The sequence below is a fragment of the Mycobacterium sp. IS-1496 genome (assembly GCF_001499995.1).
Lineage (GTDB): Bacteria > Actinomycetota > Actinomycetes > Mycobacteriales > Mycobacteriaceae > Mycobacterium.
The window spans coordinates 94,371-106,766 of the sequence record NZ_LQIU01000075.1; the positions used below are offsets into that span (position 1 = coordinate 94,371).

The window sequence follows — 12,396 nt, forward strand, 5'->3', positions numbered from 1 at the left end:
GTGTCCGCACCCGATTTCCCGGCCCGCCCTCAGCTGTCGGAGGACGTCGCGCGATTCGTCCGTCGGCGCATCTTCGACGGTACCTACCCGGCCGGCGGATACATCCGGCTCGAACAACTCGCCTCCGAACTGGGGGTGAGCGTGACGCCGGTGCGTGAGGCGCTGTTCGAGCTGCGCGCGGAAGGGCTTCTCGCGCAACAGCCGCGGCGTGGCTTCGTCGTACTGCCGGTCACGGGTCGCGACATCGCCGACGTGTCGAACGTCCAGGCGTACGTCGGCGGTGAACTGGCCGCCCGCGCGGCGCACAACATCACCGACGAGCAGCTGCGTGCGCTCACCGCGATCCAGGACGCGCTCGAAGACGCCTACCGGCGCGACGACGGCGAAGCCGCGGTGCGGCTCAACCACGAGTTCCACCGGGCGATCAACGTCGCGGCGGACTCACCGAAGTTGGCGCAGATGATGTCGCTGATCACGCGTTACGCCCCTGAGTCGGTGTTCCCCACGATCGAGAGCTGGCCCGCCGAGTCGATGCGGCACCACCGGCAGCTGTTGTCCGCGCTGGCGGAGCGCGACGACACCCTGGCACGGACCGCGATGTCCGAGCATCTGGCATCGGGTGCCGAACCGCTCATCGAGCACCTCAGGACCCGCGGCGTGGTGCAGTGACCGCGCCGGTCAGCAGATCCCGCAGCGCACGCACGTCGATCTTGCCGGTCGCCTTCCGCGGTACGGCGTCGTCGGAGTCCAGCAGCAGCCATACCGTCGGTACCTTGAACGCGCTCAGGACCTTCCTGGCTCGCGCCCGCAGCTCATCGCGTGTCGTCGGGCCCGCGCAGACCACGGCCGCGCCCACCTGGTCGATGCCGGCAGCGGGCACGTTGGTGACGTAGGCCGCGGCGACGGCGTCGAGGGTGCGCAGCGCCGCCTCGACCTCGCTGGGGTACACGGTCGCGCCGCTGACCTTGAACATGTCGTCGGACCGCCCGTGGTAGAACATGAACCCGTTGTCGTCGACATGGCCGAGGTCGCCGGTGGGGTAGTACCCGTCGGCGGTGAAGACGTCCTCGCGGCTGCGCCCGCAGATGCCGCGCATGACGTGCGGTCCGCGGATGTGGATCTCGCCGATGTGGCCGGCCGGCAACGGGGCGCCGGTTCCCGGGTCGACGATGCGGACCTCCATGCCGGCGAACGGTCGACCGCAGCTGCCCCATGCGATCTCGGGCATGTCCGTGTCGGCGCGGTAGCCGCAGTACGGTCCGAACGCCTCGGTCATCCCGAACAGCTTCGCCCGCGCACCCGGTCGGCCCCGTTGGTCGGGCGGCAACAGCGCCTCGAGACTGCCCGGCCGCAGCGCCGACAGGTCCGCGCCTACCGAATGCCGCTGCCGCGCCAGGGCTTCGGCCTGATCGGGCCACCCGCGGAACAGCGTGACGCGTTCGGCCTCGAGCAGCCGCAGCGTGGATTCCGGCTGCGGGACCGGCTCGGTGACGAGCGTGGCCCCGGCCACCAACGCCGAGAGCACGCCGCTGCCGAACCCGCCGACCCAGAAGAAGGGCATCGGCAGATACAGCCGGGTGTCCGCGTCGATGCAGCGGGCGTGCAGACCCACGGCGACGGCGCCGAGCGCGTTGCCGTGCGAGTGCACCACACCCTTCGGGGGTCCGCTGCTGCCGGAGGTGAACATGACGGCGAGGGTGTCGCTGGGTGTCACCGCGTGGGCGAGCGCGTCGACCATCTCCTCGGCGACGGTCTCCGCGGCGGTCAGCCGGTCGGGATTCCAGATCCGGCGCAACGCCGGGAGTTCGCGGTGACGGAGCGGTTCGTCGACCTGCGGCACACCCAGTTCGGCGCACAGGTCGTCGAGGTACCGGTGGCCACGGAACTCCTCGACGGTGATCAGCGTCTGCACCGCCGCGGTGCGCAGCTGGGCGACCAGTTCACGCGGCGCCAGCAGCGTGCTCAGCGGTACCAGCACCGCACCGATCCGGTTCAGCGCCAACGCGATCTGCACCCACTGGACGCCGTTGGGCATGACGAGCCCGACACGTGTTCCCTTGCCGATCCCCGCGCCGGCGAGAGCCGCGGCCAGCGTGTGGGTGGTGCGCTCGAGCTCGCTGTGCGTCACCCGCGACGCCGGGTCGATGACGGCGAGCTTGTCCGGATGCGCGGCGGCGTTGCGGCGCAACAACCGGTCGACCGTGAACTCACCGTTCGACACGGATCATCTCCGTCAGCCGGGGGAGGTCGACCTTGCCGCTCGACAACACGGGCAGCTCGTCGCGGGTCAGCGCGGTGACGTGGCGGGGAATCTTGTACGCCGAGAGCTCCTCGCGCAGTGCCACACGCAGTGCCTCGGCGTCGAACACGGCGGGGTCGTCGACGACCACCGCCGCGGCCACCACCTGTCCGCGGTCACGGTCGGGGAGACCGACGACGTGGGCCTGTGCGCCGGTGACCCGGCTGATCGCGCGCTCCACCTCGACCGGTGACACATTGGCGCCCGCGGTCTTGATCATCGCACCGCGCCGGCCGAGGAAGTAGTACAGCCCGTCGTCGTCGGTGCGCACCAGATCGCCGGTGTGGAACCATCCGTCGGGATCGAAGCACTCCTCACGGGTGCGCTTGTAATACCGTTGCATCACATACGGTCCGCGCACGCACAACTCACCCACCTCGCCGGCTTCGACCGGGGCGCCGGTGTCCGGGTGCACGATCCTGGTGTCGAATCCGGGCGCGGGCACGCCGAACGAGCCGCGGCGGTGCTCCGGTTGATCGCCGTCGTCGGGGTGCAGCAGGACGACGCTGCCCGTCTCGGTCATGCCCAGCATGTGGTGGCGCAGGTCGGGATCGGCGGGACGGGCCTCGGGCGCCATGATGGGGTAGAGGTTGCCTCGCCGCAGCGACGTCAGGTCACGGTGCGGCAGGCTGGGATGCGCTGCCAGGGCGGTGATCCCGGCGACGTAGCCGTTGGTGATGGTGGGCCGGGTGGCCTCCAGCAGGTCGAGGGTGCTCGACGGGTCCTCGGCGTTCGAGCACACCAGCGTCGCGCCGGCCACCAGGGTGGCCAGCACCGAGAACGCGATCCCGCCGATCCAGCAGAACGGTGAGTTGCAGAACAATCGGTCGTCGGAGGTCAGGCCGCGGATCGCGTTGAGGTTGCGTTGGTGCTCGATCAGCGCGGCGTGGGTGTGGACGACGCCCTTGGGTGCACTGGTGGATCCGGAGGTGTAGACGATGGTCAACGGGTCGCTGCCGTCGACGTCGTCCTCGACCGCGGTCAGCAGACCGGCGTCGACGGTGCCGTCGGGGTCCCGGTCGACGAAGACGCGGCGCAGATGCGGGACGGCGGGGCAGTGTAGGCGCTCACCGGCCGGCAGCTCGGAGCCGAGCACCTCGCGCAGCCGCGCGGTGTAGTCGTGTGCGCGAAAGGCGCCGGCCGCCAACAGGATCTCGGTGTCGCTGTGACGCAACTGCTCCGTCAACTCGCGTGCGGTGGCGAAGGTGCTGTACGGCACCACCACGGCCCCGATGCGGGCGGCGGCGAGCATGCCGACGAGGAATCCCGACCCGTTCGGATGCAGCAGGCCGATGTGCGTGCCCTTCCCCGCGCCGAGGGCCAGCAGGCCGCGGGCCACCCGCGCCGAGCGGCATTCGGCATCTGCGTAGTCGAGGCGGTCGTCGTCGCAGATCAGCAGTGGGTGCTGCGGGCGGTCGACCGCCCAGCGTCGCAGCACCGCGGCGACGGTGCACGGCTCACCCACGGTCGACGGCCGCGGTGTCGATCCGCGGCTCGGCCGCGGTGTCGAAGTAGCCGCGCACGGCGCCCAGATCGGCCTTGCCCGAGGGGGTCCGCGGAATCGCGTCGACGACGGCGATCTCGGTCGGCACCTCGTACTGGGCGAGCCGGCCACGCAGGTAGGCGGTCAACTCGTCGCCGCCCGCGGTTGCACCGTCGCGCAGTTCGACCATCGCGACGGGGGTTTCGCCGAGCCGGTTGTCGGGCCGGCCGACCACGGTGGCTCCCCGCACCGCCGGATGTCCCTCGAGCGCGGCGCGGACGTCGTCGGGCATCACCTTGAACCCGCCGCGGATGATGGCCTGGTCCGCGCGGCCGAGGATCCACAGGAAGCCGTCGGCGTCGATGCGGGCCAGATCGGTGGTGCGCATCCAGGCGGCGTCCGGTCCGAGTTGGCCCGGCCTGACCTCGAGTAGACCCGGCTGGTCGGGGCCCAGCGGCGTACCGTCCCCGGCGACCACCCGCAGGTGCGCGCCGCCGCTGGCACGCCCGACGCTGCCGCGTTTGTCATGCCAGTGGCGCTGATGGTCGGCCAACGTCCAACCCGCCACCCCGCCGCCGAATTCCGTTGCGGCATAGGATGTCAGAACCGGTATGCCGAACTTCTCGGTGAACGCGTCGGCATCGTCGGCCGACAGCGGGGCGGTGCCGGAGGTGACGGCACGGATGCTCGACAGCTCGTCGCGGGTCAGGTCGGAGTGCAGCACCATCCGTAGCGCGGCGGGGACCAGCGACACCGCGCGCGGCCGGTGCCGGCGCACCGCATCGGCCCATCGCTGCAGGTCGAACCGCTCGAGCAGTGCGAACGACCGGGCCTCGGTCACGCACTGCAGCACCCGGAACACCCCGCCGATGTGCACGAGCGGGGCGTTGACGATCGCGATGCCCCGACGCTGTTCGTCCGGCTCGGGCCCGAGCACGCTGTGGGCGAGCATGTCGTAGGTGAGGTCGATGCGTTTGGGTGGCCCGGTGGTGCCGCTGGTCAACATCCGCACCGCCACCCCCGGGCGGCTCGCGGTGTCGACTGCGGGGTGTGCGGCGGCGTCGACGACGGGATCCCGCGACAGCGCCGTGAGAGACAGCACCGTGGTCATGGGGGCCGGGGCAACCAGTGCGGCCAGGTCGTCGGGCCCGCCGACGAGCACCGGCAGCGCGAGGTCGGCGATGTCGGCCCGGGTGCGGCCGTCGCCCCGGGACGGGTTGATCACCACCACCGTGCCGCCGGCGAGCAGCACCCCCAGCAGCGCCGCCAAATGTGGCGGCCGATTGCGGAGCAGGATGCCCACCTGCGGTGCGTCACCGGCGTGGCGGATGGCGAGATCCCGGATCCGCCGCGCCGCTTCGCCGATCTGCGCCCAGGACGACCACTGGCCCTCGTACTCGACGGCGTCGGCCTCGGGCCGCAGGTCGAGGACGTGGGCGATGCGCCGGCTCAGACGGTGGGCGGTCATCACCGCACCGTCGGCTCGCGGCGGGTCTGCGCGGGCCGCGAGGCGAGGTCGGCCTGGCCGATCGGGTTGCCCAACCGGGTGTAGATCAGCCCCTGCTCCATCGCCGCCCGGTACGGCCTGTCCAGTGACTCCCAGATGGCCTTCACGGTGCCCTGGGTGGCCGACGGCGGTTTGGCGGCGATGGTCGCGGCGATCTCGTGAGCTCGTGACCAGAGATGTTCTCGGGCAACGATTTCAGTGACCAGGCCGATGCGCAGCGCGGTCTCGGCGCCGACCCGTTCGTCGTTGCCCATCAGCGCGATGCGCAGCGTCTCACCCAACCCGACCTTGCGCATCAGGCCGATGGGTTCCAGGGCGCAGACCAATCCGGCGCTGACGTGGGAGTCGAAGAACGTCGCCTCCGCCGAACAGATGACCACGTCGGCCTCGTTGAGGAAGTAGAACGCCCCCGCGGTGCACATACCCTGAACCGCGCACACCACCGGTTTCCACATCTTCTGCCACTTCGGGCTGAGCAGCTCGCCGGGATCCTCGTGGTTCCAGACGTTGTCGGGTTGGCCGTAGGACGAGGTGATGTCCAGCCCCGCGCTGAACGCGCGGTCCCCGGCGGCGCGCAGCACCACCGCGTGCACGGCGTCGTCGGCCTTGACGGTGCGCCACGCCTCGGCCATCTCCTCGCACATGGTCCGGTTGAACGCGTTCAAGCGCTCCGGACGGTCGAGGGTGATGGTGGCGACGTGATCGGCGGCGTCGACGTCGAGCGTGATGGTCTCGAAGGTCATCGGCACCTCCACTCCGGGGTGCGCTTCTCCACGAACGCCTTGGGTCCCTCCAGGGAGTCCTCGGTGTGCAGGTTGCGTTCACGGAAGGCCTCGCCGAGCATCTCGGCCTCGTGCAACGGCAGGTCGAGACCCTTGAGGATGGCCAGCCGGGTCCCGCGCACCGCCAGCGGCGCGTTGCGGGTGACGAGGCCGGCGATCTCGTGGGCGCGTTCGAGGAGCCGGTCGTGTTCGACGACCTCGCTGATCATGCCGAGCTCGTAAGCCCGCTGGGCGCTCATCCGTTCGTGCTTGCCGACGATCGCCATGCGCAGCGCCACCGAGCGCGGCAGCACGCGGGCCAGGCGCACGACCTCGCGCCCGGAGACCAGCCCGATGCTGACGTGCGGATCGAAGAACGTCGCCTGCTCCGAGGCGATCACGATGTCACCGGTGGTCACCCAGTCCAGTCCGGCGCCGCAGCAGATCCCGTTGATCGCCGCGAGCACCGGTTTGGCCATCCGGCGGAACGGCGGGGTGCCCTCCTGCGGGGCCTCCCACTGCTCGTAGGTGGACAGGAACGGGCGCTCGTTGAGGACCTTGCCGTCCTCGGGGATCTCCTTGACGTCGGCGCCGGTGCAGAAGGCCCGGCCGGTGGCGGTCACGATCAGCAGCCAGACGTCGTCGTCGTTCTCCGCCTCGTCGTAGGCCGCACGCAGTTCGGTGATCATGTGGGGGCTGAGCGCGTTGAGAGCGTCGGGCCGGTTCAGCGTGATGGTCGCGGTGTGTCCGTCCACCTCGTACTTGATCGTGTCGTACGAACCGTTCGTCATCGCGGCTCCTCCGTGGTGTGGTCGGGGGTCATCGGCCCTGGAAGTCCGGATCGCGCTTGTCCCGGAAGGCAGCCAGGCCCTCCTTGAAGTCGGCTGTGCGACTGGACAGCTCGACGTTGAACAGCTCCTGGGTCATGGCCTGGCCCAGCGGCGTGTGCAGTGCCTGGTGCACGGCTTGTTTGGCCAGGCCGATCGCGACAGTGGGCCCGCCGGCGAGGCGGGCCACCAGCGCGGCGGCGGCGGCGTCGACCTCCTCGCGCGGCACGGCGAGGTGGATCAGACCCCATGCGGCGGCGTCGGCGCCGCCGACCTTCTCGCCCAGCAGCAACATCCGTTTGGCCCGGGCCAGCCCGACCAGCCGGGGCAACAGCCAGCTCGCCCCCGAGTCGGGCGCGAACCCGCGCTGCACGAAGGGTTCCCAGAAGACCGCGTCGGTGGCGGCGACGGTGAAGTCGGCGGCCAGCGCCAGATTGCAGCCGAGGCCGACCGCCCACCCCTGCACGCTGCAGACCACGGGCAGATGCAGCGTGTGGACGAGCTCGATCACCCGGTTCGCGCCGTGCGGGATCCGTCTCACCACGTCACCGGTGCGCGGCCGCCGCTCCGCGGCGTTGGTCGCCACCCAGTCGGCGCCGGTGCAGAAGTCCCCGCCTGCGCCGCGAATGTACACGACGCGCAGTGAGTCATCGGTCGCCGCAGCCGTCAGTGCGGCGACGAGCTCGTCGATCATCCTGTGACTCAACGCGTTCCGGCGTTGCGGGCGGTCCAGCGTCAGTACCATTGCGGCGCCGTCACGGTGCGTGGCCACCGACCCGTCCGGTGCGGCCGCGCCGTCCTGTTGCCCCACCGGCCTGCCCGCCCTTCCGCTGTAGTTATGGTTAGCCCTACAGTAGGCGCTACGAGTTCTGTCCCGTACAACATAGCGAAATCGACCTCGACGAAACAGGGGAGCGCCACCGACGATGTCCGCGAACGTCGATCGCCGGTACGGGGAAGACCCGCTGCCGCAGACCATGGCGGCGGCTGCGGCGATGCGGCGGCTGACCGACCTGCTGCTGGTGCAGGAGGCGCCGCACCCGGCGGTGGACGAGATGCTGGCCCGGTTCACCGAGTGGGAGAGCCGGCTGTCGGCGGCCGCCCCGCCGGACCGCGCTCCCCGCCTCGGCGACGGCGGCGAGCACCGACGGGTGTACCTGCAACACGCCTTCGACGTCGGCGCGTACAACCCCTGCTTCCCGGAGTACCGCTTCGACCACATCGACGCCGAGACCGCAGAGGGCACAGTGACATTCGCGTTGGCCTTCGAGGGGCCGCCGGGGCTCGTGCACGGCGGCTTCCTCGGCGTCTTCTTCGACTGCGTCACCCAGCACCAGAGCTGTGCGGTCGGGGTGGCGGGCAAGACACGGTCGCTGACCGTGCGCTACCGGCGCCCCACCCCGGTGCTGGCCGAACTGACCTTCGACGTCACGCGCGCCGAGACGGAGCGGGGCCTGACCTCCACCGCCCGGCTGCTGCTCGACGGCGACGTGCTGTGCACGGGCGAGGCCGACACCGTGGCCCTGCCGCAGGACCGGCTCGCGGGCTCGCGCTTCGGGCGGCGGCGGATGTGACGGCACGGTGGTGAACACGGAAAGGCGACGACGATGACGGACCCCGACGACCGGGTGTTGTTCGAGGCGGACCATGAGACCCGCATCGCGACGATCACGCTCAACAATCCCGCCAGGCGCAACTCCTACGACGCCGCCATGCGTGACGCGCTGGCCCGCCACCTGGACCGGGTCGCCGAGGACGATGACCTCACCGTGGTCCTGCTGCGCGGGGCCGGCGGGGTGTTCAGCACGGGCGCCGACATGAACAACGCCTACGGCTGGTACGGCGAGAAGGACAGGCCGCAGCAGAAGAGCCGACCGAGTCAGCGGCGCCGGCTCACCGTCGACCGCAGATCGTTCGGCTTCTACCACAACTTCATGGGCTTCCCGAAGGTCACGGTGGGCGAGGTCAGCGGTTATGCCCTCGGCGGCGGCTTCGAGATCGCGTTGATGTGCGACATCGCGGTGATCGGGCGCGGCACCGAGATCGGGATGCCGGCCACGCGGTTCCTCGGGCCGGCGCTGGGCAGCCTGCACATGTTCTTCCACCGGCTCGGTCCGGTGCTGGCCCGCCGCATGCTGTTGACCGGCGACATCGTCGACGCCGGCAGCGTGGAGCACCTCGGGATCTTCACCGAGACGTGCGACGACGCGATGGTGCCCGCGCGGGCGCGCTACTGGGCGCAGAAGGCCGCCAAGATGCCGGCCGACGGAGTCGTGATCGCCAAGGAGGCCTTCCGGCTGGTCGAACAGAGTCAGGCGTACCAGGGTGAAGAAGTGGCCAGCTATCTGTTCCACGCCTACGGCACCAACCTGCAGTTCGCGCCGGGGGAGTTCAACTTCGTCAAGACCCGCGCCCAATACGGCACCAAAGAGGCATTCCGGCTGCGTGATGAGCATTTCCACGTGCCGGAGCCGAACGCGGAGTGACCCTGCCGGTGGTCGCATCGCCTTACAACTGATACCGTTTCTGTAAACGTCGCCATATCTGCATGCGCCGCTGCGGCGGCCTGACACACCGAGGTCGAGCATATGTCCACACCCGTCATCGTCGGCGCCGTCCGCACGGCGATCGGGCGCTCCTTCAAGGGCACCCTGGTCAACACCCCGCCGGAGACACTGATCACCACGGTGCTTCCCGAGGCCATCCGGCGTTCCGGGGTCGACCCGAACGCCATCGACGACCTCATCTTCGCCGAATCTCATTACGGCGGTGGCGATCTCGCACGCTACGCCGCCGACGCGACCGGGCTGCAGCACGTGCCGGGCCAGTCGGTCAACCGGCACTGCGCAGGCAGCCTCACCGCGATCGGCAACGCCGCGGCGCAGATCGGATCCGGGATGGAGCGGGTGCTGGTCGCGGGCGGTGTGCAGTCCCTGTCGATGACGCCGCTGGTGAATTGGCGCATCCCCGGTCCGGAACTCAAGTTCGAGGAACGCTGGATGCCGCCGACCCATGTCGAGACGCCGGACGCGCCGACGCGGGACATGTCCATCACCGTCGGGTGGAACACCGCCCAGGCCGCAGGCATCACCCGCGAGGAGATGGACGCGTGGGCGGCCCGCTCGCATCAGCGGGCCATCGCCGCGATGGATGCCGGCAAGTTCGCCGAGGAGATCGTCTCGCTGAAGGTCGACCAGCCGGATGGCTCGGTGGTCGACTTCAGTGTCGACGAGCATCCGCGGCGCGACACCACCGTCGAGAAGCTGGCGGGCCTCAAGGTGCTGCACCCCGAGATCGAGGGCTTCTCGATCACCGCCGGTAACAGCAGCGGCACCAACGACGCCGCCGCCGCCACCGTGCTCGTCGAGCGTGGCTACGCCGAGTCCGAGGGTCTGACGGTGATGGCGAAGGTGCGTGCCTGGGCCTCGGTCGGTGTGGCGCCTCGCGACACCGGGCTCGGTGGGGTCAAGGTCATCGGCAAGGTTCTGGACCGGGCCGGGCTCACCCCCGCCGACGTCGCGCTGTGGGAGATCAACGAGGCGTTCGCCTCGGTGCCCATCGCCGCCTGCCGGGAGTACGGCCTCGACGAGGAGAAGGTCAACTTCTCCGGAAGCGGTTGCAGCCTCGGCCATCCGATCGCGGCCTCGGGCGCGCGCATGGTCACCACCCTGGTCTACGAATTGCAGCGTCGCGGTGGCGGAATCGGCGTCGCGGCGATGTGCGCCGGCGGCGGTCAGGGCGGCGCGGTCGTCGTCGAGGTCTGAGGCGGTCGACGGCTAGCGCGACGCGGTGCTCTTGCGTCGCGCGGCCGCCTTCTTCGCCGGCTTCGCGCCCTCGTCGATGAGCCGGGCGGCGTGGTCGAGGATGCAGTTGAGCCCGTACTCGAAGTTCATGTCGTTCGGGACGCCGACGTGATGACCCTTCCCGCTGAGCTCCGCCATCAGTGGGGTCGTCTCGGGGTCGACCGTCGACGAGTCGTCGAGCCGGAACTCGGAACTCTCCAGCGACCGGGTCTTCTCGTACAGGCGGGCGAGCACGACCGAACCGCGCACGTGAACCGACACCGCCGAATAGGTGTCGAACGCATCCTCGGGTGACAGACCGGCACCCACCAGTCCTGACACCGCGGCCTCGATCTGTTCGAGGCCGAGTCGCAGCGCCTTGGCCGACAGTGCGCCGCGGATCAGCACGAGGTCGCACAGGATGGGACTCGCGAGGAAGGTCTTGCGCATGTTGTGCGCGTGGTTGTGCAGCGACTCGCGCCAGTTCGCCGCGTCGACGTAGGGCGCCTCGAACGCGATCTGGCGTAGTGCCCGGTCGGCCATCGCGTTGAGCAGATCGTCCTTCTTGCGGAAGTACCAGTAGATGCTCGTGACGCCGACCCCGAGGTGCTTACCCAGCAACGGCATGCTCAGGTTGTCGACAGACACGTCCTCGGCGAGTTCGAATGCGCCCTTGATGATGTCCTCGGGGTTGATCGACCCGCGTTCGCGGCGTTGCCGCTTCTCAGCTGCCGCTTGTCTGGCCACCGCCGTACCTCCGTCGAAAATTCGATGATGCGCTTGGGGATATCTCGGCCGAGGCGGTGTGATCTGCGGCGACACCTCCGCGCCACAGCCCGGCCGGTGCCGTCGACCTTACCGGTCGGGTCGTGGTCGAGCGTTCGGGGAAGACCATCGGAGACACGCCGCCCTTCAACAGTAAGGCATATAGTACGCTTTTCTGGCAGTTGCCGGGCGAGCGAAAGGCGAAGCGGTGTCGGACGAGGTTCTGTTGGAGCGCCGGGGGCGCACACTCATCATCACCATCAACCGGCCGGAGGCCCGCAACGCCGTGAACTTCGCGGTGAGCCAGGGCCTGGCTGACGCGGTCGACGAACTCGACAGTGACACAAGCCTTTCCGTGGCGATTCTCACCGGCGCCGGCGGCAACTTCTGTTCGGGGATGGACCTCAAGGCCTTCGCGGCCGGTGAGCGGGTCGACATCCCCGGCCGCGGGATCGGTTTCACCGAACGGCCACCCCGCAAGCCGTTGATCTCGGCCGTCGAGGGATACGCCCTCGCCGGCGGCACCGAAGTGGTGCTCGCCACCGACCTCGTCGTGGCGTCGGCCACCGCGAAGTTCGGTATCCCAGAGGTGAAACGCGGCCTCGTCGCCGCCGGTGGCGGGTTACTGAGACTGCCGCGCCGCATCCCGTACCAGAAAGCCCTCGAGTTGGCGCTGACCGGTGAGAGCTTCACCGCGGAACAGGGTGCCGCCTGGGGTCTGGTCAACAAGGTGACCGAACCGGGGCAGGCGCTCGCCGGTGCCGTCGAACTCGCCGAACGCATCACGGCCAGCGGTCCGCTCGCCGTCGCGGTCACCAAGGAGATCCTGGTCCGCTCCGCGGAGTGGAGCGAGTCCGAGATGTGGTCCAAACAAATGGAACTCATCATTCCCGTGTTCTCGTCCAACGACGCCAAGGAGGGCGCCATCGCGTTCGCCGAGAAGCGGGCGCCGAACTGGAGCGGTACCTGAGG

12 protein-coding genes are annotated in these 12,396 nt (G+C 69.8%); 5 read left to right on the top strand and 7 right to left on the bottom strand.

What is annotated here, in order from left to right; all coding sequences use genetic code 11:
- Positions 1-669: a GntR family transcriptional regulator gene (locus AU195_RS23915; protein WP_059161490.1), complete on the top strand. Its 669-nt coding sequence runs from the start codon at positions 1-3 to the stop codon at positions 667-669.
- Here the strand turns inward: AU195_RS23915 and AU195_RS23920 are convergent.
- The 6 genes from AU195_RS23920 to AU195_RS23945 are packed head-to-tail and all read right to left on the bottom strand — an operon-like array spanning position 644 to position 7,622.
- Positions 644-2,221 carry a class I adenylate-forming enzyme family protein gene (locus tag AU195_RS23920; RefSeq protein ID WP_059161491.1) on the bottom strand — a complete coding sequence of 526 codons (1,578 nt, stop codon included), beginning with the start codon at positions 2,219-2,221 and terminating at the stop codon, positions 644-646. The genes AU195_RS23915 and AU195_RS23920 overlap by 26 nt on opposite strands.
- Positions 2,208-3,764, bottom strand: a complete 1,557-nt coding sequence (locus tag AU195_RS23925; RefSeq protein WP_059161492.1) for a class I adenylate-forming enzyme family protein — start codon at positions 3,762-3,764, stop codon at positions 2,208-2,210. Before AU195_RS23925 ends, AU195_RS23920 begins: the two co-directional genes overlap by 14 nt.
- Positions 3,757-5,250, bottom strand: coding sequence for a class I adenylate-forming enzyme family protein (locus tag AU195_RS23930; RefSeq protein ID WP_059161493.1), 1,494 nt, complete (start codon positions 5,248-5,250; stop codon positions 3,757-3,759). Before AU195_RS23930 ends, AU195_RS23925 begins: the two co-directional genes overlap by 8 nt.
- Positions 5,250-6,032, bottom strand: coding sequence for an enoyl-CoA hydratase/isomerase family protein (locus AU195_RS23935; protein ID WP_059161565.1), 783 nt, complete (start codon positions 6,030-6,032; stop codon positions 5,250-5,252). The genes AU195_RS23930 and AU195_RS23935 overlap by 1 nt, the downstream gene beginning before the upstream one ends.
- Positions 6,029-6,841 carry an enoyl-CoA hydratase/isomerase family protein gene (locus AU195_RS23940; RefSeq protein ID WP_059161494.1) on the bottom strand — a complete coding sequence of 271 codons (813 nt, stop codon included), beginning with the start codon at positions 6,839-6,841 and terminating at the stop codon, positions 6,029-6,031. Before AU195_RS23940 ends, AU195_RS23935 begins: the two co-directional genes overlap by 4 nt.
- A gap of 28 nt (positions 6,842-6,869) precedes the next feature.
- The gene (locus AU195_RS23945) at positions 6,870-7,622 is read right to left on the bottom strand and encodes an enoyl-CoA hydratase/isomerase family protein (RefSeq protein WP_172800711.1); all 753 of its coding nucleotides are present in this window, start codon (positions 7,620-7,622) and stop codon (positions 6,870-6,872) included.
- Positions 7,623-7,803: 181 nt separating this feature from the next.
- Here AU195_RS23945 and AU195_RS23950 point away from each other — a divergent pair, with 181 nt between their 5' ends.
- The 3 genes from AU195_RS23950 (at position 7,804) to AU195_RS23960 (ending at position 10,641) form a co-directional block, all read left to right on the top strand.
- Positions 7,804-8,451 (top strand): hotdog family protein, encoded by a 648-nt coding sequence (locus AU195_RS23950; protein WP_059161496.1) that lies wholly within the window; start codon positions 7,804-7,806, stop codon positions 8,449-8,451.
- Between the two features lie 33 nt (positions 8,452-8,484).
- Positions 8,485-9,363 (top strand): enoyl-CoA hydratase/isomerase family protein, encoded by an 879-nt coding sequence (locus AU195_RS23955; RefSeq protein ID WP_059161497.1) that lies wholly within the window; start codon positions 8,485-8,487, stop codon positions 9,361-9,363.
- 102 nt (positions 9,364-9,465) lie between these two features.
- The gene (locus AU195_RS23960; RefSeq protein WP_059161498.1) at positions 9,466-10,641 is read left to right on the top strand and encodes a thiolase family protein; all 1,176 of its coding nucleotides are present in this window, start codon (positions 9,466-9,468) and stop codon (positions 10,639-10,641) included.
- A 12-nt stretch (positions 10,642-10,653) separates the two neighbouring features.
- On the opposite strand, the gene AU195_RS23965 is transcribed toward AU195_RS23960, so the two are convergent.
- Positions 10,654-11,406, bottom strand: coding sequence for a TetR/AcrR family transcriptional regulator (locus AU195_RS23965; RefSeq protein WP_059161499.1), 753 nt, complete (start codon positions 11,404-11,406; stop codon positions 10,654-10,656).
- A 226-nt stretch (positions 11,407-11,632) separates the two neighbouring features.
- Between AU195_RS23965 and AU195_RS23970 the strand changes: the two genes are divergently transcribed.
- The gene (locus AU195_RS23970) at positions 11,633-12,394 is read left to right on the top strand and encodes a crotonase/enoyl-CoA hydratase family protein (protein ID WP_157531247.1); all 762 of its coding nucleotides are present in this window, start codon (positions 11,633-11,635) and stop codon (positions 12,392-12,394) included.
- Positions 12,395-12,396 lie beyond the last annotated feature (2 nt).